The organism is Pseudoduganella sp. R-32, assembly GCF_049913245.1.
Classification (GTDB): domain Bacteria; phylum Pseudomonadota; class Gammaproteobacteria; order Burkholderiales; family Burkholderiaceae_D; genus Rugamonas.
In genome coordinates this window covers 1,317,427-1,343,870 of record NZ_CP183987.1, presented here as the reverse complement: position 1 = coordinate 1,343,870, position 26,444 = coordinate 1,317,427, and the positions used below count along the sequence as shown (strand labels likewise).

General features: G+C 61.5%; 17 protein-coding genes and 3 rRNA genes. 5 read left to right on the top strand and 15 right to left on the bottom strand.

Annotated features, from left to right (window positions below):
- The first annotated feature begins 9 nt into the window (after positions 1-9).
- From ACN9MU_RS06250 to ACN9MU_RS06240, 3 genes are all read left to right on the top strand, one after another.
- Positions 10-2,322, top strand: a complete 2,313-nt coding sequence (locus ACN9MU_RS06250; protein ID WP_426321157.1) for a TonB-dependent receptor domain-containing protein — start codon at positions 10-12, stop codon at positions 2,320-2,322.
- A 29-nt stretch (positions 2,323-2,351) separates the two neighbouring features.
- Positions 2,352-2,864 carry a hypothetical protein gene (locus tag ACN9MU_RS06245; RefSeq protein ID WP_426336974.1) on the top strand — a complete coding sequence of 171 codons (513 nt, stop codon included), beginning with the start codon at positions 2,352-2,354 and terminating at the stop codon, positions 2,862-2,864.
- A gap of 70 nt (positions 2,865-2,934) precedes the next feature.
- Complete coding sequence (locus ACN9MU_RS06240) at positions 2,935-3,285, top strand: DUF1840 domain-containing protein (RefSeq protein WP_426168497.1); 351 nt, start codon at positions 2,935-2,937, stop codon at positions 3,283-3,285.
- Here the strand turns inward: ACN9MU_RS06240 and ACN9MU_RS06235 are convergent.
- From ACN9MU_RS06235 to ACN9MU_RS06220, 4 genes are all read right to left on the bottom strand, one after another.
- Positions 3,282-5,042 (bottom strand): DUF885 domain-containing protein, encoded by a 1,761-nt coding sequence (locus ACN9MU_RS06235; RefSeq protein ID WP_426168494.1) that lies wholly within the window; start codon positions 5,040-5,042, stop codon positions 3,282-3,284. The two genes, ACN9MU_RS06240 and ACN9MU_RS06235, sit on opposite strands and share 4 nt — an antisense overlap.
- Positions 5,043-5,128: 86 nt before the next feature.
- Positions 5,129-5,241, bottom strand: a 5S ribosomal RNA gene (rrf, locus tag ACN9MU_RS06230).
- Positions 5,242-5,327: 86 nt separating this feature from the next.
- Positions 5,328-8,199, bottom strand: a 23S ribosomal RNA gene (locus tag ACN9MU_RS06225).
- A 220-nt stretch (positions 8,200-8,419) separates the two neighbouring features.
- Positions 8,420-9,950, bottom strand: a 16S ribosomal RNA gene (locus tag ACN9MU_RS06220).
- The 16S, 23S and 5S rRNA genes sit together here, the layout of an rRNA operon.
- A 372-nt stretch (positions 9,951-10,322) precedes the next feature.
- Here ACN9MU_RS06220 and ACN9MU_RS06215 point away from each other — a divergent pair.
- Positions 10,323-11,531 (top strand): hybrid sensor histidine kinase/response regulator, encoded by a 1,209-nt coding sequence (locus tag ACN9MU_RS06215; RefSeq protein WP_426321154.1) that lies wholly within the window; start codon positions 10,323-10,325, stop codon positions 11,529-11,531.
- On the opposite strand, the gene ACN9MU_RS06210 is transcribed toward ACN9MU_RS06215, so the two are convergent.
- From ACN9MU_RS06210 to ACN9MU_RS06170, 9 genes are all read right to left on the bottom strand, one after another.
- Entirely contained in the window at positions 11,494-12,759 is a 1,266-nt protein-coding gene (locus tag ACN9MU_RS06210; RefSeq protein WP_426344307.1) for an EAL domain-containing protein, read from the bottom strand. The genes ACN9MU_RS06215 and ACN9MU_RS06210 overlap by 38 nt on opposite strands.
- Positions 12,746-13,855, bottom strand: a complete 1,110-nt coding sequence (locus ACN9MU_RS06205) for a protein-glutamate methylesterase/protein-glutamine glutaminase (RefSeq protein ID WP_426168486.1) — start codon at positions 13,853-13,855, stop codon at positions 12,746-12,748. Before ACN9MU_RS06205 ends, ACN9MU_RS06210 begins: the two co-directional genes overlap by 14 nt.
- A complete protein-coding gene (locus ACN9MU_RS06200; RefSeq protein WP_426321152.1) occupies positions 13,852-14,361 on the bottom strand; it encodes a chemotaxis protein CheD in 510 nt (169 codons plus the stop codon). The genes ACN9MU_RS06205 and ACN9MU_RS06200 overlap by 4 nt, the downstream gene beginning before the upstream one ends.
- Position 14,362: 1 nt before the next feature.
- Complete coding sequence (locus ACN9MU_RS06195; RefSeq protein ID WP_426172117.1) at positions 14,363-15,175, bottom strand: CheR family methyltransferase; 813 nt, start codon at positions 15,173-15,175, stop codon at positions 14,363-14,365.
- Positions 15,175-15,645, bottom strand: a complete 471-nt coding sequence (locus tag ACN9MU_RS06190; RefSeq protein ID WP_426168482.1) for a chemotaxis protein CheW — start codon at positions 15,643-15,645, stop codon at positions 15,175-15,177. Before ACN9MU_RS06190 ends, ACN9MU_RS06195 begins: the two co-directional genes overlap by 1 nt.
- A gap of 9 nt (positions 15,646-15,654) precedes the next feature.
- Complete coding sequence (locus ACN9MU_RS06185) at positions 15,655-17,274, bottom strand: methyl-accepting chemotaxis protein (RefSeq protein WP_426168480.1); 1,620 nt, start codon at positions 17,272-17,274, stop codon at positions 15,655-15,657.
- A 10-nt stretch (positions 17,275-17,284) separates the two neighbouring features.
- Complete coding sequence (locus tag ACN9MU_RS06180) at positions 17,285-19,315, bottom strand: chemotaxis protein CheA (protein WP_426168478.1); 2,031 nt, start codon at positions 19,313-19,315, stop codon at positions 17,285-17,287.
- A gap of 12 nt (positions 19,316-19,327) precedes the next feature.
- Positions 19,328-19,603 carry an STAS domain-containing protein gene (locus ACN9MU_RS06175; protein ID WP_426168475.1) on the bottom strand — a complete coding sequence of 92 codons (276 nt, stop codon included), beginning with the start codon at positions 19,601-19,603 and terminating at the stop codon, positions 19,328-19,330.
- A gap of 63 nt (positions 19,604-19,666) precedes the next feature.
- Positions 19,667-22,024 (bottom strand): penicillin acylase family protein, encoded by a 2,358-nt coding sequence (locus ACN9MU_RS06170; RefSeq protein WP_426336970.1) that lies wholly within the window; start codon positions 22,022-22,024, stop codon positions 19,667-19,669.
- A 170-nt stretch (positions 22,025-22,194) separates the two neighbouring features.
- Between ACN9MU_RS06170 and ACN9MU_RS06165 the strand changes: the two genes are divergently transcribed.
- Positions 22,195-23,715: a M20/M25/M40 family metallo-hydrolase gene (locus ACN9MU_RS06165; RefSeq protein WP_426168470.1), complete on the top strand. Its 1,521-nt coding sequence runs from the start codon at positions 22,195-22,197 to the stop codon at positions 23,713-23,715.
- Here ACN9MU_RS06165 and ACN9MU_RS06160 read toward each other — a convergent pair whose 3' ends face one another.
- Both ACN9MU_RS06160 and ACN9MU_RS06155 read right to left on the bottom strand, forming a co-directional pair.
- Positions 23,716-25,134 (bottom strand): hypothetical protein, encoded by a 1,419-nt coding sequence (locus tag ACN9MU_RS06160; RefSeq protein ID WP_426344306.1) that lies wholly within the window; start codon positions 25,132-25,134, stop codon positions 23,716-23,718. It lies immediately after the preceding gene.
- Positions 25,135-25,136: 2 nt separating this feature from the next.
- Positions 25,137-26,348, bottom strand: coding sequence for an SPFH domain-containing protein (locus ACN9MU_RS06155; protein WP_426168464.1), 1,212 nt, complete (start codon positions 26,346-26,348; stop codon positions 25,137-25,139).
- Positions 26,349-26,444: the final 96 nt, after the last annotated feature.

The following is a 26,444-nucleotide window of genomic DNA, read 5'->3' as shown; positions in this document are numbered from 1 at the left end:
GCCGCCACCATGACTACCCAATACCGTTACTCGCGCTACTGCGCCGGCCCTCTCCTGATCATCTTGTGCTGCGGCAGCGCCGCTGCCCAAGCCCAGACCTCCCAGCCAGCCAAGGCCGACGCCGCGCCAGCAACCGTAAGAAAGGAAGTCCCGCCTGAAGCAGGCAATATCGCCAGCGTGACGGTGGCCGCCGAGCGCCCGACCAACCGCATCGACCGCCAGGTCTACGATGTGAAATCCGACGCGTCTAGCAGCAACGGCTCCGCCGCCGATGCGCTGAACAACGTGCCTTCCGTAAACGTCGACCCGGACGGCTCGCTGACCCTGCGCGGCAGCAGCAATGTGCAGGTCTACGTCGACGGCAAGCCATCGGCCATGCTGCAGGGCGATAACCGCGGCCCGGCGCTGCAGTCGATTCCGGCCGAAGACCTGGAATCGGTGGAAGTGATCAACAACCCCGGCGCGCAGTTCGGCAACGAAGGCGGCGGCGGCCCGATCATCAACCTGGTCATGAAACGCTCCCGCAAGCCCGGCGGCTTTGGCGTGGCCAACGCCAACTACGGCACGGCAGGCCGTTACAACAGTGCGCTGTCCGGCACCTACAACGAAGGCTTGTGGGGCTTCCAGGGCGGCATCAACGTGCGCCATGACGGCCGCAACTCCGTTGGCGAAACGGTGCGAGACCGCATCGACCCGCGCACCGGTGCGCTGTCGCACAGCGAGCAGCAATCGCAGTCAAACGGGCTGAATGACAATGCAGGCCTGAACGGCGGCGTCACCTACAATCTGGGCGCCAACGATACGCTCGGCGCCCAGGTCGCGTACTCCCATCGCACCAATGATGCGCGCGCGTCCGACACTTATCTGTCGGCCGATCCCGACGGCGCCATCACCGACAACTACCTGCGCAGCACCGTGCGCGAAGGCGAGAGCAAGAACTACTCGTGGAATGCGCGCTGGGACCACAAAGGCGATGCGCCGGGCGAGAGCTTCAAGATGGACTTGCGCGTGTCGACCGCCACCAACGATTCCGACAACACCTACCGCAACACCTACGTGGTACGTCCGCCCGTCGGCAGCCAGTCCGACAGCGCGCAGAAGAACCGCAACAAGAACGAGATCATCGATTTCACCGGCGACTACGAAGCAAACCTGTTCGGCGGCGTGACCAAGCTTGGCTACAAGATCGTCCAGAACCGCAACGATTCAAGCATCGATTACACCAACATCGACCCGATCACGCAGGAAGGCTCGCCTAACGCCTTGCGCAGCAATGCCTTCGATATGAAGGAAACCATCTACGCCGCCTATGGTTCCTACCAGATGCGCCTCAACGAGCAATGGGGACTGATGGCCGGCCTGCGCGCCGAACATACCGAAATGGAGATTGACCAGCTCACCAGCCAGGTCGTCGCCGGCAACAGCTACACCAACCTGATCCCGAGCTTCTTCGCCACCTACAAGATGGGCGAAAACTCGCAAATGCGCTTCGCCTACGCGCATCGCCTGCGCCGCCCGAATGCGCAGGACCTGAATCCTTTCGTGGTCTACCGCGATGAACTGAACGTCTCTTCCGGCAACCCTAAGCTGAAGCCAGCCCAAACCGATTCCTTCGAACTCGGTTACGAGACCCGCATGTTCGGCCTGGAGACCAACCTGCGCGGCTACTACCGCGACGAGACCGATTCCATCCTGGACCGCAAATACTTCATCAGCGACACGGTGCTGCTGACCACCCGCGAAAATGCCGGCAGTACCCGCTCGGGCGGAATGGAATTCACGCTGACCGGCAAGCTGTTGCCAACGCTTGCCTTGAACCTGAGCGGCAACGTAGCGCGCTTCGAACAGAGCGTGCTCGAAATGAATGGCGACCAGACCAAACGCACGGCCTCCTCGCTGAGCGGCCGCCTGCGCCTGAACTGGCAAGCGACCAGCACCGACATGCTGCAGGCGGCAGTGCAGGCGCAAGGCAAGATGCTGACTGGCCAGGGCTACCGCGAGCCGAACACCACGCTGAACCTGACCTGGCGCCACGCCATCACGCCGCAACTGGCCCTGATGGTCAATGCCACCGACGTCTTCAACAGCAACAAGATGTCGACCGTCACCGACACCTATGCACTGCGCGAACGCTCGCTGCGCGAGTTCGACGGCCGCATCATCTACGTCGGCCTGTCCTACCGTTTCGGCAGCTCGCCCGGGCCACGTCGCGAAGGAGGCCCAGACCACGAGCCAGGCGGCATGCGCGGACCAGGCGGACCAGGCATGGGGCCGCCACCTGGCGGCGGCATGGGTCCGGGCATGGGCCCCGGCGGAGTGTGAGCGGCGCGCGAGGTGCTAACATTCGGCTTATGAAGAAACTCACCCTGGACAAAGCCCTCGCAGCCCTGCTCGCTGCAGGCACGCTCGCAGCCTGCAGCCCAAAATTCGACTGGCGCGATTTCCGTAGCACCGACGCGCCATACACCGTCATGTTGCCCGGCAAAGCCGCCACCTACACCCGCACCGTCAACCTCGATGGCCAGGAAGTGAAGATGACCATGTCCGCAGCGGAAGTCGAAGGCACCATGTTTGCCGTCGGCACTGCCGAGCTACCGGACGCAGCCAAGGCCGCGCAGGCCGTGCAGGCGATGAAGCTTGCCATGGTGCGCAATATCGGCGGTACTATTACCAGGGAAAGCACCAGGGACGGTGCATTTGAAGTGGAAGCACGCGGCGCCGCGCCCAATGGCGCCCCGCTGGCCATGCATGGCCGCTTCCTGGCGAAGGATAAACGCGTATATCAGGTCGTCATTCTGGGGAACCAGAAACATTTTGATGCGGATACGGTTGATACATTCTTGAGTTCGTTTAAATTGTATTAAGTAGGCACGACGCGCGCGACTGCACTCGTGCTATCGTATTAGCACATCAACAAACTAAGGGAAGCGCGCCATGTTGATCAAATTTAAATCCATTTCGTCACCGGAAGTCATGATGGCTCACGAGCATGTCGAACGCATCATGGACCTGCTGAAAAAGAGCCCCACCCGGGGCGTCATCACGGCAGCGGAAGCTTCCCAGGCGCTGCAACTGCTCGAGAAGGAAGTTGCGCTCAGCAAGCTGCATCCGGAAGTCGATTCCGAACATGCCGCCCATATGCCCAGCCATGCGCTGCCGGAAGATGATGCCGATGCGGCATATGCGGAATCGCAGAAGGTTGGCTTTGCGCAGCGCGCCTTCCCCCTGCTGGAAATGCTGCGTGCCGCCCAGACGGGCGGACACGATATCGTTTGGGGCGTTTAACGCTGGGATTGGACGAAGTCTTCCATCACCGCCTTGCGCAGCAGCACAGGCGGCAACATCCCCTGGGCCAGCACGAAGTCATTGAAGGCCTTGCGATTGAACTTCTGTCGCAAGACCACTTCGGCAGCCTGGCGGGTTTCCATCAGGCGCTGGTAGCCATAGAAGTACGAAGTCGCCTGACCCGGCGCGCGGAAGGTATAGCGTTGCATTTCCTGCGTTGCCATGCCTTCCGACAGCCCAACTTCATCGACCAGGAACGATTTCACGCCTTCTGGCGTGATCTCCCCCAGGTTGACCATCGGATCCAGGAACGCACGAGCCGCACGCATCATGCGGTGCTGCAGGGCGAATAGCTGGCCATCGAGCGGCTCGTAAGGCTGCATTTCCGCTTCGGCATAGAGTGCCCAGCCTTCCACGTTCACGCTATTGAAGGCGAAGACGCCGCGCGCGGTCGACACGCCCATTTCGATCATCTTCGCGAACTGCAGCTCGTGGCCTGGACGTGCTTCGTGCGCGGTCAGGGTCCAGCTACCGGCCTGGTGGGTGAAGTCATCGAAGGCCAGCTTCTTGCCGCTCGCATCAGGCGGCATGCCGGTGGTCAGCACGAACTCACCGTACTCGCCGGTGTTGCCGATCAGGCGCGGTGGGCTCATGTGTGGCGCAGGCTGCTGTGCGTTCTCCGCCTCGCTCGCCAGGCGGATCACCGCCTTGCGGTCCGGCAGGGTGACAATGCCTTGCTCACGCACGGCAGATTCGATCTGCGACAGGCGCTCGCCATATAGTGGCATCACCTGTTCCACCGGGATCTGCTGTTTTTTCAACTCGCGCATGACGACGCGGTAGTCTGCGTCCGGCAGCTTGCGCTCCTTGGCGATCAGGCTGGCAGTGATCGCCATCTGGTTGCGAATTTCCGCAAACGACGTCAAGGCCTTCGCAATCAGTTCTTTGGGAGCGATATCTACGCCGAACTGGTGCAAATTATCCGCATAGACTTCCGCCGGCAGACGATGGTCGGCACGTGCCTTCGGCAGGATCTGGTCCTTGATCTTGGCGTTGTATGCAGTCAGTTGCGATTCGATCGCGGCAAATGCCGGCTCCCAGCCCTTCAATTCGCTCTTGCTGAGCAATTCCTTCATGCCCTTGATCAGGGCTGGCGCAGCACTCAGTGCCTGCTCCACTTCGCCTTTGTACGGGCCAAGCAGGTTCTTGTCGGCTTTCTGGCGTTCCAGGTAGCGCTCATAGGCGAGCTCGGTAATCGGTCGGTAGCCCTTGGTGATGCCGGCGTATTTTTGCATGCGCACCAGGAGGGTTTTCTGGCGTTCTTTCGGGATGCGCGGGTCCAGCGTCTGCCGCATCACGCCAAACATCAGCTGGGTCACGTCGGTGAATGGGAGCAGGTATTTGCGGTTCACTGCGGCCGAGCGCAGCTGGTCTTCTGCGGCGCCGATCAGGATTTCCAGGTCTTGCCTGACTTTAGGGTCCTTCTCAGCCTTCAATCGATTTTGAAGTTCGGCGACGACAGCGCGCGTATCCCTGGCGGTGGCTTCGAACAGGTCGCGCGACATGTCGGTGATCTGCTCGTCATAGCCATCGACGCCGAGGCTGCTGGCGCTTTCGGGAGAGTACTTGGCTTGCAGGTTCAGCAGCAGTTTGGCGTTCTCATTGCTCTTGGTAACCCAAGCCGGCTCGGTCGCCGCGGAGACGTGCAGGGAAAGCAGGGCCAGGGTAAGGCCGCTGAGGAGTTTCGTAATCGGCATCGTTATTCCTTTATAAAGAATTGCGTGCCGTATCATAATGCAAAAAGCCCGCCGGCATTCATGCCGGGCGGGCTTTTCTAATAAGAGCCTGACGATAACCTACTTTCACACTGGTTGCAGCACTATCATCGGCGCAGAGTCGTTTCACGGTCCTGTTCGGGATGGGAAGGGGTGGGACCGACTTGCTATGGTCATCAGGCATGACTTGTCAACAATCGTGGAAGAAGTAAAGTGGGGGTAGGGTTCTCAAACACTGTGTAAATGCTACATAACCGTCAAGGTTATAGGGACAAGCCGTACGGGCAATTAGTATCAGTTAGCTTAATGCATTACTGCACTTCCACACCTGACCTATCAACGTCCTGGTCTCGAACGACCCTTCAAGGAGCTCAAGGCTCCGGGAAATCTCATCTTAAGGCAAGTTTCCCGCTTAGATGCTTTCAGCGGTTATCTCTTCCGAACTTAGCTACCCGGCAATGCCACTGGCGTGACAACCGGTACACCAGAGGTTCGTCCACTCCGGTCCTCTCGTACTAGGAGCAGCCCCCTTCAAATTTCCAACGCCCACGGCAGATAGGGACCAAACTGTCTCACGACGTTTTAAACCCAGCTCACGTACCACTTTAAATGGCGAACAGCCATACCCTTGGGACCGGCTACAGCCCCAGGATGTGATGAGCCGACATCGAGGTGCCAAACTCCCCCGTCGATATGAACTCTTGGGAGGAATCAGCCTGTTATCCCCAGAGTACCTTTTATCCGTTGAGCGATGGCCCTTCCATACAGAACCACCGGATCACTATGTCCTACTTTCGTACCTGCTCGACTTGTCGGTCTCGCAGTTAAGCACGCTTATGCCATTGCACTATTAGCACGATGTCCGACCGTACCTAGCGTACCTTCGAACTCCTCCGTTACCGTTTGGGAGGAGACCGCCCCAGTCAAACTGCCTACCATGCACTGTCCCCGATCCGGATTACGGACCAAGGTTAGAACCTCAAACAAACCAGGGTGGTATTTCAAGGATGGCTCCATAGGAACTGGCGTCCCTACTTCAAAGCCTCCCACCTATCCTACACAGATTGGTTCAAAGTCCAATGCAAAGCTACAGTAAAGGTTCATGGGGTCTTTCCGTCTAGCCGCGGGTAGATTGCATCATCACAAACACTTCAACTTCGCTGAGTCTCGGGAGGAGACAGTGTGGCCATCGTTACGCCATTCGTGCAGGTCGGAACTTACCCGACAAGGAATTTCGCTACCTTAGGACCGTTATAGTTACGGCCGCCGTTTACTGGGACTTCAATCAAGAGCTTGCACCCCATCATTTAATCTTCCAGCACCGGGCAGGCGTCACACCCTATACGTCCACTTTCGTGTTTGCAGAGTGCTGTGTTTTTATTAAACAGTCGCAGCCACCAGTTTATTGCAACCTTTTCGCCCTTCCACAGTAAAGTGGTCAAGCTACCGAGGCGTACCTTATCCCGAAGTTACGGTACCAATTTGCCGAGTTCCTTCTCCCGAGTTCTCTCAAGCGCCTTAGAATACTCATCTCGCCCACCTGTGTCGGTTTGCGGTACGGTCTCGTATGACTGAAGCTTAGAGGCTTTTCTTGGAACCACTTCCGATTGCTTCGCGAGCAAGCTCGCTCGTCCCAGTCCCTTGAATTACGCGCCCGGATTTGCCTAAGCGCCTTCTATGAACCAGGAACTGCCTATTCCAACAGGCAGACAACCTTCCGCGATCCGTCCCCCCATCGCATCATACGACGGTGCAGGAATATTAACCTGCTTCCCATCAGCTACGCATCTCTGCCTCGCCTTAGGGGCCGACTCACCCTGCTCCGATGAACGTTGAACAGGAAACCTTGGGCTTACGGCGTGCGGGCTTTTCACCCGCATTATCGCTACTCATGTCAGCATTCGCACTTCTGATACCTCCAGCATCCTTTACAAGACACCTTCGCAGGCTTACAGAACGCTCTCCTACCATATCCTTGCGGATATCCGCAGCTTCGGTGACTGGCTTAGCCCCGTTACATCTTCCGCGCAGGACGACTCGATCAGTGAGCTATTACGCTTTCTTTAAATGATGGCTGCTTCTAAGCCAACATCCTGACTGTTTTAGCCTTCCCACTTCGTTTTCCACTTAGCCAATCTTTGGGACCTTAGCTGGCGGTCTGGGTTGTTTCCCTCTTGACACCGGACGTTAGCACCCGATGTCTGTCTCCCAAGCTCGCACTCAACGGTATTCGGAGTTTGCAATGGTTTGGTAAGTCGCGATGACCCCCTAGCCATAACAGTGCTCTACCCCCGTCGGTGATACTTGAGGCACTACCTAAATAGTTTTCGGAGAGAACCAGCTATTTCCAAGTTTGTTTAGCCTTTCACCCCTATCCACAGCTCATCCCCTAATTTTTCAACATTAGTGGGTTCGGTCCTCCAGTGCGTGTTACCGCACCTTCAACCTGGCCATGGATAGATCACTTGGTTTCGGGTCTACACCCAGCGACTGGCGCCCTGTTCGGACTCGATTTCTCTACGGCTCCCCTATCTGGTTAACCTCGCCACTGAATGTAAGTCGCTGACCCATTATACAAAAGGTACGCCGTCACCCCTTACGAGGCTCCGACTGTTTGTATGCACACGGTTTCAGGATCTATTTCACTCCCCTCCCGGGGTTCTTTTCGCCTTTCCCTCACGGTACTGGTTCACTATCGGTCGATTACGAGTATTTAGCCTTGGAGGATGGTCCCCCCATGTTCAGACAGGATTTCTCGTGTCCCGCCCTACTTGTCGTACGCTTAGTACCACCGCTCTGATTTCGTGTACGGGGCTATCACCCGCTATGGCTCCTATTTCCAGAGGATTCCACTATCAGAACGACTATCACGTACAGGCTCTTCCCATTTCGCTCGCCACTACTTTGGGAATCTCGGTTGATTTCTTTTCCTGCAGCTACTTAGATGTTTCAGTTCGCCGCGTTCGCTTCACACACCTATGTATTCAGTGAGTGATGACCTATAAGGCCGGGTTTCCCCATTCGGAAATCTTCGGATCAAAGCTTGTTTGTCAGCTCCCCGAAGCTTATCGCAGACTTCTACGTCCTTCATCGCCTGTAATCGCCAAGGCATCCGCCATGTGCACTTATTCACTTGTCCCTATAACCTTGACGGCTACAGGTTCAAGCACTTACTACTGTGTTTGATGAGTTTTACTACTACCCTAAGTAATATCTTTCGATATCGCTTAATAAAACTTTTACTTCTTCCAGATTGTTAAAGAACGTTACTACTCAAACCTAAACCCGAAGGCTTACGTTTGACCAGTACCTAACAACAGTCGATAAGTGTGAACGTTTGAGTCTGATGCCGACTCTAGAAAGGAGGTGATCCAGCCGCACCTTCCGATACGGCTACCTTGTTACGACTTCACCCCAGTCACGAATCCTACCGTGGTAAGCGCCCTCCTTGCGGTTAAGCTACCTACTTCTGGTAAAACCCGCTCCCATGGTGTGACGGGCGGTGTGTACAAGACCCGGGAACGTATTCACCGCGACATGCTGATCCGCGATTACTAGCGATTCCAACTTCATGTAGTCGAGTTGCAGACTACAATCCGGACTACGATACACTTTCTGGGATTAGCTCCCCCTCGCGGGTTGGCGGCCCTCTGTATGTACCATTGTATGACGTGTGAAGCCCTACCCATAAGGGCCATGAGGACTTGACGTCATCCCCACCTTCCTCCGGTTTGTCACCGGCAGTCTCATTAGAGTGCTCTTGCGTAGCAACTAATGACAAGGGTTGCGCTCGTTGCGGGACTTAACCCAACATCTCACGACACGAGCTGACGACAGCCATGCAGCACCTGTGTGCAGGTTCTCTTTCGAGCACTCCCAGATCTCTCCAGGATTCCTGCCATGTCAAGGGTAGGTAAGGTTTTTCGCGTTGCATCGAATTAATCCACATCATCCACCGCTTGTGCGGGTCCCCGTCAATTCCTTTGAGTTTTAATCTTGCGACCGTACTCCCCAGGCGGTCTACTTCACGCGTTAGCTGCGTTACTAAGTCAATTAAGACCCAACAACTAGTAGACATCGTTTAGGGCGTGGACTACCAGGGTATCTAATCCTGTTTGCTCCCCACGCTTTCGTGCATGAGCGTCAGTTTTGACCCAGGGGGCTGCCTTCGCCATCGGTGTTCCTCCACATCTCTACGCATTTCACTGCTACACGTGGAATTCTACCCCCCTCTGCCAAACTCTAGCCTCGCAGTCTCCATCGCCATTCCCAGGTTAAGCCCGGGGATTTCACGACAGACTTACGAAACCGCCTGCGCACGCTTTACGCCCAGTAATTCCGATTAACGCTTGCACCCTACGTATTACCGCGGCTGCTGGCACGTAGTTAGCCGGTGCTTATTCTTCAGGTACCGTCAGCAGTCGTGGATATTAGCCACGACCTTTTCTTCCCTGACAAAAGAGCTTTACAACCCGAAGGCCTTCTTCACTCACGCGGCATTGCTGGATCAGGGTTGCCCCCATTGTCCAAAATTCCCCACTGCTGCCTCCCGTAGGAGTCTGGACCGTGTCTCAGTTCCAGTGTGGCTGGTCGTCCTCTCAGACCAGCTACTGATCGTTGCCTTGGTGAGCCTTTACCTCACCAACTAGCTAATCAGATATCGGCCGCTCCAGGAGCACAAGGCCTTGCGGTCCCCTGCTTTCATCCTTAGATCGTATGCGGTATTAGCGTAACTTTCGCTACGTTATCCCCCACTCTTGGGTACGTTCCGATATATTACTCACCCGTTCGCCACTCGCCGCCAGGCCGAAGCCCGCGCTGCCGTTCGACTTGCATGTGTAAAGCATGCCGCCAGCGTTCAATCTGAGCCAGGATCAAACTCTTCAGTTCAATCTCTGTTTTTGCCGCATTTCTGCGGCAGGTCACTCACTCAAAATACTGACGAAATCTCTTTCGAGATTTACGTTTATTTTTTGCGAGCGTTATAACGTATATTTTGAGCATCGGACCCGAAGGTCCGGGCATATCGTCAAACGCCCACACTTATCGACTGTTGATTTTTAAAGATCGCTGCCTTATCGTTGACAAAGCGTTGTGTTTGTCAGCAGCAGAGAAGCGAGATTATGCGGTACAGCGTGCAACTCGTCAACCCCATCTTTTTCTCGTTTCGCTTCGCTGATTTGTCAGCGCTGCGTTGCGAGGGACAGAACTATAGCAAGCCAGATTCACTCTGACAAGGGCCACACGTGAAAAAGGTTTGGAATGCCATCTAAACAAGCTCAGCCACGCCCGCCAACAGTCCTGGTCGTCGACGATTCGCCCACCCTGCTGCTCGCCCTGCTCGACCACCTGAGCCACCATGGTTTCCTGGTCGTGCTGGCGCACGATGCGCGCGAAGGCATGATGCGGGCGGCACTGGCCGAACCTGACCTCATCCTCCTGGATATTGTGATGCCTGGCCTGGATGGCTTCGAGGCATGCCGCCGCCTGAAGGCCGATGCCGATACGCGAGACGTGCCGGTCATCTTCATGACGGGCCTCAGCGACGCCAAACAGATTGTCAGCGGCTTCGCAGTTGGCGGCGTCGATTACATCACCAAGCCTTTCCAGGTCGAAGAAGTCCTGGCCCGCATCAATACCCACATTGCGCTGCGCCGCGCGAATAATGAGTTGAAGCAGGCTTACCAATCGCTGGCGCGGGCCCAGGAAGACCTGGTGCACCATGAAAAACTGGCGGCACTTGGTTCCCTGGTTGCCGGCATTGCACATGAACTGAATACGCCGATCGGCAACAGCCTGATGGTGGCAAGCACCTTCGAGGCGCAAACAGGGGATATTCGCGAGCACTTCAACAAGGGCGAAAACATGCGGCGCTCGGAACTGGTCGGCTATCTGGATAATGCCTGCACCACGACCGAGATCCTGATGCGCAACCTGCAACGTGCCGCCGACCTGGTCACCAACTTCAAGCAAGTGGCGGTGGACCAGACCAGCACCCAGCGCCGCACCTTCCTGCTGTCGGAAGTCGTTTCAGGGAATGTATTGACCCTGCTGCCATCGATCAGGCGCACCCCGTTCGAGGTCGTGCAGTCCGTCCCGGACGAGCTGATGATGGACAGCTACCCCGGCCCGCTCGGCCAGGTAATCGCCAACCTGGTCAACAACGCCATCATGCATGCCTTTGATGGCCGCAGCGAGGGCAAGGTGGAACTGGTGGCTGAGTATGAGAAGGCCGACTGGATTGCGCTGCACGTGCGCGATAACGGCAACGGCATCAGCGCCAGCAACCAGGAACGCATCTTCGATCCCTTCTTTACCACCAAGATGGGCGTCGGCGGTTCAGGCCTCGGCCTGCATATCGTGCACAGTATCGTCTCCGACATCCTGGGCGGACGGATTACCGTACGCAGCGAGGAGGGCTGCGGTACCTGCTTTACCCTGTCCCTGCCGCTGGAGGCGCCGCGTCACTGAGATGATGGCCCGCGCAGTCGCGCAATCGCTGGCGGCTGTCCTTGTACCACTCGACGAATTCGCCTCCCTCCATCGGGGCGGCAATCAACGGGCCTTGTCCAGTGCTGCAGCCCATCTCCCTCATGAGCGCCCAGTCTTCGACGTTTTCGATGCCGTCGGCGCAAGCCGGCACGCCAAGCTTGCCGGCCATGGCCAGCAGGCCCTCGAACAACGGCCTGCGATGGCTGCGCTGCGCCGCCTCGTGCACGAACAAGGGGTCGATCGAAATCTCCGCCAGCGGGAAGCAGGCAAAGTCGCGCGTTTTTGCCTCATAGCGCCCGCAGTGGACTGCCCCGACGCCGTAGCCGCGCAAGCTAAGGCGGCCTATATTGTGCAGCGCTTCCGGCTCACAGGCTGCAATCACCGCCTCGCTAATCTCCCAGCAAACGCTGCCCGGCTTGACGTCCTGCGCCTGGATGCCGGCCACCAGCCGCCCCAGCTCTCCCAGGTCTTCCAGGAGTTCGGCCGGCAGCGGAAGCGACAGCTTGATCGCTGACAGCCCCATTTCCTGCCAACCGTGCAAGTCTGCTGCGGACTGGGTTGCCAGCGCCAGCAAGATGGCGCCGATGGTTTCACTGTCGCCCGCCAGCGCAGGAAGCAGGCGGGCGACATCGATTGCAGTACGCCCCGGGCGGCGCCAAGTGCCCTGCACCGCGATGCCCACCATCCGGCCGCTATCGAGGGCGACGCGCGGCGCATATAAAGATATGAATTCTCCGGCCGCCAGGCCGGCCTCAATCTCCATGAAGTTGGGAACTTCCGGCGCGACGTCCTGTTCCAGCTCGGCCAGCGCCAGCATCGATGCGTCGTGCAGCAGTGCCTGCAGCGCTTCCAGCCGCACCGGCTTGGGCATGGTGGACAGCAGGCGCATCGCACTGCCTGCAGGCAGGCTGCTTGCCGCTTCCATCAGGCGCGGCTGGTTGGCCGATGCGGCGATCAGGTTGGCCGCCCAACGCCGCTTGGCCAGTTGCTGGATCAACTCCACGCCGTCCATGCCAGGCATGTCGAGGTCCGTCAATACCAGGTCCACCGGGGCGGCGCGCTGCTCCAGCGTGAGCAAGGCATTGATCCCGTCGTTCGCGACCAGGACAGTGCCGAAGCCAATCTGGCGCAGCAACGCTGCTACGTGCTCGCGTTGCACTGCGCTGTCCTCGACGATCAAGGCCGTGCTTGCGCTAAAGTCCTTCATTCGCCCTCCGTTCGACACCTCCATATTGCAGGATTTCGCGGCTTATTGCATCCAGCGCGACACTGCGCTCCGCCGCGCCGCGCTTCACCGCTTCCCGCGGCATGCCGTAAACCACGCAACTCTGTTCGTCCTGCGCCAGCGTGCGGGCGCCGGCCTGGCGCATTTCCAGCAGGCCGACAGCGCCATCGTCGCCCATTCCGGTCATGATAATGCCGAGCGCACTCGCGCCGGCACACTTTGCCACGGACCTGAATAGCACGTCGACCGAGGGTCGGTGACGGTTAACCAACGGTCCATCGACCACTTCGACGAAGTATTGGGATGGCCCGCGCCGCAGCAGCATATGGCGGCCGCCTGGAGCAATCAATGCTTGGCCCGGACGCACGGGGTCGTTATTGCGAGCTTCCCTGACCTCGATCTGGCACAGGCCGTCCAGGCGCTCGGCGAAAGCAGCGGTGAACTGTTCCGGCATGTGCTGCACGATGACGATGCCCGGCGCAGCCGGCGTAAGCTCGCTCAATACGCGTTCCAGCGCTTGCGTGCCGCCGGTCGACGTGCCGAGGGCCACGACGCGCCCATTGCCACGCGCGGGCAGTTCTCGCTCGCCCATCGGGGACAGGATAGCGTCCGCGCTCAGCTTGGCCGGCGGTACCTGGGGCGGCGCCGACAGGCGGACGGCGGGAAGAGCTTGCAGCCTGGCCTGGGCCGCGCTGCGCACCGCAGCTACCAGATCGTCGCAGCCCTCGTGCGGCGACTGGCGCAGGTCCAGCCGGGGCTTGCCGACTACCGCAACGGCGCCGGCAGCCAGCGCCTCCATCGATATGCGGGTGCTCTTCTCCGTCAGCGAGGAGCAGATGACAACCGGCGTCGGGCGTTCGGCCATGATCTTGCGCAGGAAGGTGATGCCATCCATGCGCGGCATTTCGACATCCAGCACCACCACATCCGGCCACTGCAGGCGCATGCGCTCCCCGGCCAGGATCGGGTCGGCCACGGCGTGCGTGACCTGCATGTCCGGCTCGCGGCCGAGCAGGCCGCTCAGCACTTGCCGCACCACGGCCGAATCGTCCACCACCATGACCTTGATCTGCTTCATGCCTCGCCCTTTTCCGCCAGCTCTCCCTGGCGCACCCAGACATCGCCGGTGGCCACGTCGAACAGGATATGCCGGTGGCCCGTGCCGAACAGGCTTTCCGACACCACGGGAATGCCGTACTCAGCCAACAGCTTTTCCGCCGCGACACCGTTGCGGTGCCCGATTCCCATTTGCCGGCCCGCTTCGATCGATGGAAACATGGTGCCGCCGCCGAATACCTTCGCCTCGCATTCCCGCGCGGGCACGCCGCGCTCCTTGAGCTGGGCCACCATCAACGTCATCGCGTCCTTGCCATAGCGGCCGCTCAAGCCAGCTTCCGGCTCGCCGTCCGCCCCCGCTTCGCGCTCCGACAGCAGGAAGTGCGACATGGCGCCGATGCGCAAGGGCCGGTGCCACAAGGTGATCGACACGCAGGAGCCCAGCACGGTACGGATGCGGTAACGCGCATCGCCGACGAAGTACTCGCCGGGCAGCAGGTAGACCTCGAAGCCGGCGCCCGTTTTCATCTCATTCCTTGCAATAAATTGCCGGGGAAACGCCGCGTACCGGCAGCCCCATATCGTGCAGGCTCTCTGAGTGGCCGATGTACAGGTAGCCGCCCGGGCGCAGGTAATCGAGCACGCGCAGCACCACGCGCCGCTTGGTTTCGCCGTCAAAGTAGATCAGCACATTGCGCAGGAATACCACCTCGAACCTGCCCAGCGCCGGCAGGCGCGCCGCATTCAGGTTGATCTGGGCGAATTCCACGCATTCGCGCAGCACGCGTGAAACAAGAAGCGTACCGTCTTCGACGTCGATGCCCTTCAGGCAGAAGCGGCGCAGGTATTCCGGCGGAACATGGGCGGCGCGCGTCATCGGGTAGTGGCCCCGGCGCGCCGTCTCCAGCACGCGCGCGCTGACGTCGGAAGCGAGCACCTCCCAGCCTTGTGGCGGCAGCAGGTCGGCCAGCACCATGGCGATCGAATACGGCTCCTCCCCTGTGGAGCAGGCTGCGCTCCAGACCCGGAACGGCGCCCCGTCCTGCCGGCGTTCCTTCAGCACGGTGCGCAAATGCTCGAAATGGCGGGCTTCGCGGAAGAAGTAAGTCTCATTGGTGGTCAGGAGGTCGATCGCGATCTGGGTTTCCTCCGGCGCCGTTCCGCTGGCGATGAACGCGAAATAGGAGCCGTAGCTATCGAACTGCAGGTGCTGCAGGCGCTTGGCGAGGCGTCCCGACACCAGCGGCTTCTTGGCCTCCGACAGCGAAATCCCGGCCGCTTCGTGGATGAAGCGCTGGAATTGCACGAATTCGCGATCCGTCAGGGGAGCAACTGTCTGCATCAATTCACATCTCCCGCCATTGCGGCGATCTCCGGCACGTTCAGCACGGCCTCCAGGTTGACCAGGATGACGAATTTACCATCGACTTTGCCGATGCCAGTGATGAAGTCGTTGCGCAGCCCCGCTCCGAAGCCGGGCGCAGGTTCGATTTGCCCTGCGTCGATGTCGAGCACCGCATTCACCGCGTCGACCAGCAGGCCAAGCACCTGCTGCTCCGGCGCCTGCCCGCATTCGACGATGACGATGCAGCTCCGCCGTCCTGTTGTGCACGGGGCGCGCCCGAAGCGCGCGGCCAGGTCCAGCACCGGCACCACGGCGCCACGCAGGTTGATCACGCCGCGCACGCAGGACGGCATCATCGGCACGTCGGTCACGCCGCCGTACTCGATGATCTCGCGCACGCCGAGGATCCCCAGCCCGAACGTTTCCTCGCCAAGGCGGAAACTCAAGTACTGGTGTTCTGCTTCCATGCCCTGCCCTCAGAATCGCGTGAAGTTGCTTTCATCCAGCGGCGGCACCCGCGCCAGCCGGCGCTGCGGTGCCCGCTGGCCGGCCGGGGGCTTCGTCTCAACAGTGCGGCGCGGCGCTTCGTCATGGGCGACGCGGAAGAAGCGCACCAGCTGCTGCAACTCCTCCGCCTGGCTGCTCATTTCTTCTGCGGTGGACGCCAGCTCCTCCGCTCCGGCGGCATTCTGCTGCGTCGACTGGTTCAACTGCCCCATTGCCATGTTGATCTGGCCCACCCCCGTCGCCTGTTCGATCGAAGCGGCGGCGATTTCCTGCACCAGGCGCGAAGTCTGCTGGATGGCCGGCACCATGGCGTCGAGCAGGCCGCCGGCCCGTTCCGCCACCTGTACGCTGCCGCTGGCCAGGTCGCCGATTTCCTGCGCCGCCACCTGGCTGCGCTCCGCCAGCTTGCGCACTTCCGCCGCGACAACGGCAAAGCCCCGCCCATGCTCGCCGGCGCGCGCCGCTTCGATGGCGGCATTCAGCGCCAGCAAATTGGTCTGGTAAGCGATATCGTCAATGATCACGATGCGTTTGGCGATATCGCGCATGGCGCTCACCGTGCTGCGCACCGCCTCGCCGCTTTCTCCCGCCTCGCCAGCCGCCCTGGAGGCAGTAGTGTCGGTCAGGCGCGCATTGTCCGTGTTCTGGCCGATGGAGGCGCTCATTTCTTCCACCGAAGCGCTGGTTTCCTCCACGCTGGCCGCTTGCTGGCTGGCCGCCTGCGACAGGGATTGCGCCGTGGCGCTGACTTGCTCCGACGCCGCTGCAAGCGCCAGCGCACCGTTGCTCACTTCCGAGGCGACGCCGGACAGCTTGTCGACCATCTGTTTCATGGACGCGAGCAGGCTGGCCTTGTCCCCTTTCCGCAGCTTGATTTGCACTGCCAGGTTGCCCTCGGCGACCTCCTGCACGATGTGGGCCGCGTAATCCGGCTCGCCGCCCAGTTGGCGCAACAGGCCCCGTATCATCCACACCGACAGCACGATGCCCGCCAGCAGGCCGCCGCCCAACAGCATGGCGTTGGTGCGCATGGTGGCCTTGGCCTGCGCCATGGCCGACTCGTATTCTTCGCGCGCTACCCGCTCCTGCAAGTCGATCAGTTTGCCCATGGCTGCCAGCACGGCGCGAAACTGCACGTCGGCGCCGCGCGCATCCTCCAGCGCATCCTTATGCTTGCCGGCGCGCGCCTTCTGGATGATGGCGCTGCGCATGTTCTGCCAGCCGCTCCAGGCTACCGTGTACTGCGCCGCCAGCTGCTGCTCCTGCTGCGTCAGCGAGGTAGCCATGTACGCGCTCCAGTTCTTGCGGATCAACTCCTGGTGCGAGGCATCGCCCTGCTGGGCTGCCTCCACCTCGGCCGGGCTGGCGGCCGCGGCGGTCATCACCATGCGGTGGCGGGTGCGCAGCATGTATTCATTGACCTTGCCAAGGTAGATCAATGCCACCGTCCGGTCCTCATAGGTTGTTTTCAGGCGGGCATTGCTGAACTCAATGCCGCGCATGCCGGCGTAGCCGATGCCCGCCATCATCATCACCAGCACCCCGACCAGCAAGCCAAGGCGCATACCCACCGTCAGTTTTCGCCGCATCGTCGTGCTCCTATGCCGCCAGGTTTCCAGCTTGCCTTGCCTGCAGTTGCTTGAGCAGGGCCGGTATGTCCAGGATCAATGCCACGTCGCCGCTGCCCAGCACGGTCGACCCGCTGAGGCAGGAGATGGCGCTGAACACTGGGCTGAGGGGCTTGATCACCGCCTGGCATTGTCCCTGCAGGCTATCGACGACCAGCCCGGCGCGCTGGCCGGCGTGCCGCACCACCAGCACGCTTTCGCGGCAGGGAGCTACGCCTTGCAGGCGAAATAGCCGGCGCAGGGCCACCGTTGGCAGCACCTCGCCGCGCAAGTCGACGAAGCCGCGCCGTTCCCCACGCTCATGCTCCACGCATTCCTCGATCGTGCCGAGCGGGATGGCGAAGCGCGAGCTGCCAACCGTCACCAGCATGCAGTCCATGATGGCCAGCGTCAGCGGCAAGCGCACCCGTACCGTGGTGCCGCGGCCAGCTTCGCTGTCGATGGCGATGCTGCCGCGCAGCGCTTCGATATTGCGCTTGACCACATCCATCCCGACGCCACGCCCCGACAGGCTGGTCACCGCACTGGCGGTCGAGAAGCCCGGCTCGAATATCAGCGCGAACACTTCGCTGTCGCCGGGTCTTTGCTCCGGCCCGAGCAGGCCGCGCTCGATGGCGCTGGCAATGATGCGTTCGCGCTGCAGGCCGCCGCCATCGTCGCCGACTTCGATCACGATGCTGCCCGAGTCGTGAAAGGCGTTCAGGAACACGGTCCCCTGCAAAGGCTTGCCACGCAGGCGCCGTACTTCGGGCGCCTCTATGCCGTGGTCGATGGCGTTGCGCACCAGGTGGGTCAGCGGGTCGCCGATGCGCTCCACCAGCGTCTTGTCCAGCTCCACGTCCTCGCCGCCCAGGACCAGGCGAATATCCTTGCCGATTTCGCGCGCCACATCGTGCACCACCCGCTGGAAACGGTTGAACGTGGCGCCGATCTTCACCATGCGCAATTGCAGGGCGCTGTCGCGCACCTGCTCCACCAGGCCAGCCAGCGCGGAAGTACTGTCCTGCAGGTCGGCGTCCTTGAAGCGGCCGCCTATCATCTGGGTGCGTGCGCTGGCAATGATCAACTCTCCCACCAGCGTAATCAGCTGGCCGAGACGCTCGGCGTCGACGCGGATGGTACGGCTTTCTCGCGGCCCCGCCGCTGCTGCGGCAACGCCAGGCGCCGCCGGTGGCGCTGCAACCGGCGGCGCCACCGTCCCGAGGGCGCTGGCCTGCAGCACTTCCGCGATGGCGGCGCCGTGCAGCGGCAAGATATTGGCCAGGCGCTGGAAGTCCTCATTGCCGCTGCCGGGCGGCAGAAGCCGCAAAATACATTCATCGTGCAGGAACTCGAACACCTTGCTGATTTGTTCGGCGTTTGCCGCCGTTTCCAGCACGATCTCGAAACCAAGGTAGCAGCTTTGCGGGTCCATCTGCCCCGGCGGGGGCAAACCGCCATCGACCGTGGCCAGCGCCACGATTCGCCCCAGGCGGCCGAGATAGGCGATGAAGGAAGCCGGGTCCATGCCCTGCCGGAAGACATCGCGCCCGAACTCCAGCGACACCAGCCAGCGGCCGCTTTCACCAATATCGGCCGCGGCGCCGAAGGACGCCGCCATCGGCAACAGGGCGGGCGCCGGGGCAAGATAGGCATGCAGTGCATCGAGCTGCGGGCGGCACCGTTCGCCCAGCTCGCCCCGTCCGCCTCGCTCGACATCGCGCACCATCGCGCCAATCTGGTCGGCGCATTCCAGCAGCAGCGCTACCAGTTCGCCATCGAGCGGTTGGGCACCGTTGCGCACTTCTTCCAGCACGCTTTCCACTGCATGCGTGAACAGCACGACGTAATCCAGTCCAAACAGTCCCGCCGTTCCCTTGATGGTGTGAGCCGCGCGAAAAATGGCATTGACGGCTTCCTCCTGCACGGCAGGCTCGCCCAGCTTCAGCAAGCCGGCTTCCATCTCGGCCAGCAACTCCCCCGCCTCGGTGACAAACGCCAGCAAGCCCTCGTCCAGGTCCATGGGGGTGCCTTCCTATTGGATGCGCAGCAGCTCGAACAGCGCGACGACAGCGGGACTGTGCGCGACCAGCCGCAGCTCCTTCCGGCTGGCTTGAGCGGCGCGGCGCGCCATCAGCAACAGCTGGGCGCCGGCCGTGTCGATCTCCGTCACGCCAGCCAGGTCCACTTCCAGCGCCTGTGACTGGGCAAGGCGTGCCAGGAGCACGTCCTTCATTTCCTGCACGCGCCGGATCGTGAGGTCGCCCTCGATGAAGAGCAGCGCCGGCGGCTCGATGCGCTGTGGGCTCATGCGCCCATCGTATGCCCATGCCCGGTGACTGGCAAGCCCGGTGTGCGGAGTTGCACTAAGTCACTATTCTCGCAATTGCCTGACGCGGCGCGCCGGGTCGGCGGCGATGGCGGCTGCCGTGAAGGGCAGCAGGGGCAGGCGCTTTTCGGCGTAAAGCGGCAGCTGGTCGGCATAATGCGCCGAGCGCGGGTCGGTGGACTGCCCGTAGACCAGCAGGCCGCGCGCCTGCGGCCCATCTTCGTCGAAGCTGACCAGGTGGATATAGCTGGTGCCCCAGGTCACCCGCTCGTAGCCCGAAGTTCCCAGCACGCCGGCCATATGGATGGAGTTGTAACTGCCGTCGATATCGCCAATCGCGCCGTGGATGGGGAAGCGCTGGCCGTTGCGCGGCTCTACCTGGAAATCGGCCAGGCGCCCGTCAAACGGCACGCCAAGCTGCCGCAATCGCACAGCGGCGTCCTTCAGCGCCGCCAGCATGGCAGGTATTGCTGCCGGCGCCACGCCGCGCGGCGAGTGCAGCGGATCGGTTGCATCGAATGCCTGCGACCATATCGCCGGCAGCTTGGCGGCGCTGTTCCAGAATTCGCGGAACAGCACGGCGCCGCGGCTGTCCAGCTCCGCCTTGCGGTCCCATGTCGCCAGCGCGGTGCAAGCTTGCAGCAGCAAGTCGTCGGTACTGGCCATGCAGGCCGGGACCAGTTCCGGCAGCACCAGTTCCGCCGCCAGCACGCGATTGGCGAACATCAGCGCCTGCAGGTCCTCCTGCCCGACATGGCCGCGCTGCGCCAGCATGTCCTCGATGCCGATAAAGCCGCTGCGCGTGCGCAGGTGCTGCGCCACACCCACAGGGCCATACAAGGGAGAATACCCAAGCGGCGTCGGCCCGACCAGCAATTGCCGCGCATTGGTGACCCAATAGCCGTCGTTGGAATTTGCCACATAGTCTGCGCGCAGCATGCTTGGTGCATTGGCGCCGCCGAATATGCCGTCCGGCGTGCCATCGTCATCGTGCCCCCAGGCGCAGGATGAGCGCGCCCCGTCGAACATCAGCAGTGTCGCCAGCAACAGGCAATCGCCGCTGAACTGATCGGCGCCCTGGTGCGGCACGACGCTGGCATCGGCATAGAAAGCACCGCCGTTCCTGTCTGCGGCCACCGTGTTCACCCAAGGCAGGCCGACCAGCCGCCCGAGCTGTTTTTGCAAGTCCTGCACGCTGCTGGCGCGACCGATGGCGAGCCATTGCTCCATCAAGCGCGTGTTGTTGCGATTTGGGTCGCCCAGCACCAGCAGGCCGCCCTGCCCCTGCGGACTGCCAGGCACCGCCAGCACGGCGCCCAGTTTGCTGAAGTAGAAGGCTTTGCTCTTTTTCAGCAAGCTGCCATCCGGCTGCAGCACATCGATTGCCGCCGTGCGGGTCTCCAGCCATTGCGGCACGCCGTCGATCACGTAGCGCATGGGATCGGCGCCGTCGCGGGGCAGGCGGAAAGTGGTGAAATGCACCGCCTTGGTCACGGTATGGGTCCAGGCCAGGTCCTTGTTGAAGCCGATGACCACCAGCGGCAGGCCGCCCAGGCTCACGCCCATTGCATCGTAGCTGCCCGGCACCGTGACGTGCAGCTGGTAGAAACGGTCGGTGCTGGTCCATGGATAATGTGGATTCCCCAACAGGATGCCGCGGCCGTTGCTGCTGGCTTCCCTGCCGATTGCCAGTGCGTTGCTGGCCATCGCGCCCTGGGTTGGCATGACGTACGGCTCGCCCGATGGTGGCGCATCCACCGGGCCTTCCTGCAAAGCCAGGGTAACGTTGCCGCCTACATCGCGCGCTGCGGCCACGATTTCGGCGGCAAACACTTCACCCGTGGCATGCAATGCCTTCTCCGCGATCAGGAGCATCACGTCGTCAAAGCTGATCGGCTTGACCCAGGCCGCATTCCTGCAGGCCTCGGGCAGGCGCGCACCATGCTCGCGCAGATAGCGGTTGTAGCCGGCGGCATAGCCGCGCAGCAGTTGCTGGATTTCGCTCGAACCGGCGGCATAGCCGGCCCGTAGCTTCTCGATATCCAGGTAGCCTTTGAAAAAGAAGTCGCTATCTTCGTTGCGCAAATCCATGAAATCAAGGGCGGCGCCATATTCGCCGTTGAGGGGCTTTGTCGCGTGGGCATCCGGTCCGAAGTAGCGCGAGCGCTCGCCGCGCACCGTCAGGAAGCTGTCGGCCAACATGCAGATATTGTCTTCGGCAAAAGAATAGGCCAGGCCATAGCCGACGCCTGCGAAATCCTTGGCCTGGATATGCGCCACGCCATAGCTGGTACGGGTGACTTCCGCGGCAAACTGTGGTGCCGGCGTGCCGCCGTTACTGCCCTTGCCACTGCAGGCAGTGAGGAATATGGCCGCACATGCGGCCAGCAGTTGCGCTTTCATGGTCTGCCTCCCCCGTCAGAAAAGTGCACGCTTCCATGATGTGCGCGGCATTTCTGCGACAGTTGAGGCAAATCAAATTGGTACACAATCGTGCGAAACCAATAATCTGCTAAGATTTTTGACAAATGCACCCGCCCCGGGTGCATTTTTTTTTGCGCAAAGGAGCAGACATGAAGAGATTCACCCCAGTCGTACTGGCCGCAGGACTCTTTGCAGCCAGCGCAGCAAATGCAGCCCCAACCTGGATTACCCTCGGCGACGCCGCTTACGCCAAGCTGCAAGCCGCCGCTCCGCAAGCCGTTGCGAAGCAGAGCAAGCAAGGCCAGGGCAAGGAGAAAGTCCATCTGGTGCAAATCGATGAAGAAACCATGCTGAAACTGTCGGCCGCCATCCATAAGGAATTGAAGCGCTGCGGTGGTTTCATCGTGCATGCCAGTGAGGAGGAAGGCCGCCAGGCGTTGGTCAAGGCAGGCACCGTGCAGCCGCTGGCATTGGCCGTCAGCCGCCCAAGCTACGCCATCGATAACCAGACCGCTGTCAACGGAATTCTGCCGACGATGCAGGCCTCGAACATCGCGCAGACCATCATCGACATGTCGAACTTCGCGAACCGCTACTACCGCACCACCAATGGCGCCAATGCCTCCAACTGGCTGGCGCAGAAGTGGACCAGCATGGCTGCGGGCCGCAGCGACATCAGCGTGAGCCAGTACACGCACTCGGGCTATAACCAGAAGTCCGTGATCATGACCATCAACGGCACCGACAATGCTTCCGAAGTCATTGTCATGGGCGGCCACCTGGATAGCATCAACATGAGCGGCAATGGCGAGACCTCACGCTCGCCCGGCGCCGACGATGACGCTTCCGGCATCGCCAGCCTGACCGAAGCGGTGCGCGCCATGATCGCCGCCGGCTACAAGCCGCGCCGTACCATCAAGATCATGGGTTATGCGGCGGAGGAAGCCGGCCTGCTCGGCTCCAAGGATATCGCGGCGAACTTCAAGGCGAACAACGTCAACGTGGTCGGCGTGCTGCAGCTGGATATGACCAACTACCGCGGTTCGGCCAAGGATGTCTGGATCTACACCGACTACACGGACAGCCAGCAGAACACATTCCTGGCCTCCCTGATGTCGACCTACCAGCCGAGCGTCACCGTGGGCTACAGCTCCTGCGGTTACGCTTGCTCCGACCATGCCTCCTGGCAGAACCAGGGCTTCCCGGCCTCGATACCGTTCGAAACGCTGATGGGTGAAGATAACCCTTACATCCATACGTCCAACGACACCTATGCCAATTCAGGCAACCAGGCCGACCATGCGCTGAAGTTCGCCAAGCTGGCTGCCGCTTTTGCGGTGGAACTTGGCAGCGACGGTCCTGTCATCGTTCAGCCGGACACGGTCGAAACCTTCAGCGGCAGCCTGACCCTGAACCAGAAGAAAACCTTCGGCCCGTTCAAGGCAGGCGTTGGCACCTTCAAGGCTGAAACCACCGGCACCGGCGACATCGACCTGTATGTCCGCAAAGGTTCGCTGCCGACCACCAGCAGCTACAGCTGCAAGTCGGACGGCTCCACTGCGACCGAGACCTGCAGCACCAGTGTCACGGCCAATGGCGACGTCTACGTCATGTTGAACGGCTACAGCGCCGGGACCTATAACCTGAAGGTGACTTACCGTCCGCAGTAATCAGCGCAGGCTGACCGTCTGGCGTTTCCAGGCCGGGTCCTGCCACTTGTAGAAAGTGGACAGCGATTCCGGCCTGTCGGCGCCGCGTTCAGTTGCCAGCGTGGCCATGTCCAGCAGCTCGAAGCTGCGGCGGAACTTGCCCTCGGCGCGCACTTCCCGCGCCGCCAGCATCTTGGCGGTGCCCGGCACCCAGCCCGCGAATTCCGCGTAGCCGATGTCCGGATCGCTGGAGGCCGGCGGCAGCACGTCGATCACCCAACTCTCGCCATGGCGGCGAAACAGCCACATTTCGCGCCAGCCATCGAGCGGCTGCACCGCCAATGCCAACGCCGTGCCTTGCGGATGTACGCGCGCCGACGCCATCCACGCCACACCCCAGGTACAGCGGCTCGCGAGCTGCTTGCCGCCGCCTTGCAAGCTGACGCAAGTTTCGCCCGGCCGGCCCGCGGCGGAAGTCACTGCCAGCTGGGGCGCCGTCTTGCCCTGCGCCGGCGCCGGGGTGGGTTCCAGCGCCCAGCGCACCGCGCCGACCCGCACGCCGGCTTCCGCATACGCAGCATTGTCTTCGTCCGCCAGTTCTGACTTGTTGACTGCCGCCAGCGCCTGCTCCGCGCGGCCGGCTGCCTGCGACGCATCCTCGCCCTTGCGCGCGCGCTGGAACGCCACGCTCGACCAGACTGCCGCGCGCCGCATATGGATGCGGTTCTTCATGTGTTCCGGCAGGCGCGCCAGGTCCACCGTGTCGAGCAGTTCGGCGCGCCAGCGGTCATGCTCGGCGCGCTGCACGACGCCCAGCGCTGGATCGATGCAGGCGCCGTTGCTCAACGCCAGCGCCGCGCGGTAGCGTTGCTCGGCACTGGCGGCGACCGCCAGCACGCGGCGAAAAGCGTCGCCGTCGTAGCAGACCCGCATCTTGCCGTCATTCTCGTAGCTGCGCATCGCCACGCCATAGCTGGCCACCACTTCCAGGTGGGCGGCCAGCGCCGTCTCGGCCTGCGGCGCCAGTTTGGAAGAAGCACGCGCCGCCAGCCGCTCCGCCATGCTGCCGATCGCATCAAACGGTTCAGCATCGATGGCTTGCGGTGCGGCGGCCTTCAGGTAGGCAGCACCGTAGCTGATGCCCAGCGCCTCGGAACCCGGCGTATCGCGCAGGAAGCGCAGCACCGACAGCAGCTCCGGCGCGGCAGCAGGCTGCAAGCCGACTTGCCGCACGCGGCTCGCGCGCACATAGCCGGCCCGCTCGCGGCGATGGTCGTACACCTGCAGGAAATCGCCGCGGGTGCCGCGCACTTCCAGCGCGTCGCCCTGCCACAGCACGGCCTGGGCCTGGGCTGATTCGCGCGGCGCCGCCCGCAGCGGGAGTTGGTCCTGGGCGACGATGGCCAAGGCCAGGGTGGCGGCAAGCATTGAGGCGGCCATGCTTATTCTCCAGCGGTGGCAGCAATACGCTCGGCGTGCGCGGTCTTCGGCGCACCCACCAGCGTCGAGCCAATGAAGCCGCCATCGGCCGGCGGCGGCGCGATGATGACCGACACCTTGTCCGACAGCTTGTCGGCCATGGTCTTCTGGATCAGCAGCGGATGCTTGCTCAGCAGCTCGCCGTCGCGCTCCATCTGGGCGCTGGCGATCTTGCCCACCAGTTCCTGGCGATAGGCTTCGGCGTCGGCCAGCTTGCGGCGCGAATCCGCTTCGCCGGCAGCTTCGATGATGCGGGCCTGGGCATTGCCCTCCGAAGTCTTGATGCGGGCCGTCTTTTCAGCCTCTGCTTCCAGTTCACGTTGCTTGACTTGCTTTTCCTTGAACGGCAGCACGTGGCGCATGGCTTCTTCCTGGGCCCGGGCGGCAATCACTTGTTCGGAAGCGGCAGCTTCGGCGGCCTTTTCGCGCGCCACTTTTTCAGCCTCGGCTTCGAGCGCGGTCTGGCGCACCTGCTTTTCTTTCAGTTCCAACGTGTAGCGCATTTTTTCGGACGCCAGCTCTTCGGCCAGCAGTTTCTCCATGCCGGCTTTGAAATCTTCCGGCAGCACGACCTTGCCGATGGTGACGCTGCGCAGCACAAGGCCGTCAGCAGCCAGCTTGGGCTTCAGTTCAGCCTCAATGGCCTGCTGGATTTCGGCGCGCTTGGAAGAAAAGATTTCACGCACCGTGTAGCGCGTCAGTATCTTGTAGATCACCCCTTCCACATCGGGCGCTACCACGTCGCGCGAGATATCGGCCGGCAGTTTGGACGCGAATTGCTCAAGGCGGGCCTGGTCCAGGCCATAGCGCACCGACATGTCCAGACCCAGAGACAAGCCTTCCCCTGACTGGAAGGGAGTCTCGCCGGCAGCAGCCGGGCGATAGGTCTGGTCGCGCAGCGACAGCAGGCGCAATTCATGGATGCCGGGCAGGTCCAGCGCCAGGCCTTCGCGCACAATCGCCGTATCGCCGGTCAGGTGGTTGGTACGCACTGCCACTTCGCCGCGGCCAACCGTGCGCATTGGAGGGAACTGGTACAAACCGTAAGCGGCGGCGCCGGTCACGGCAAGCAGCACGACGCCCTTGCGGGCGCCGGAAGGGAGATGAATGCTGCTGGCAGCACGGCCGAGCGTCGAGCGAATCGCCTGCAGCATCGTACTGATCCGGTTGTTCATGATGATTGCCTTTCTGGTTGGTTGGCCCGGCACGGCGCCGGTACAGCAATCTTCCGGCCGCAGGCCGCGAACGTTCAATGCTGCCGCCTGCCCACT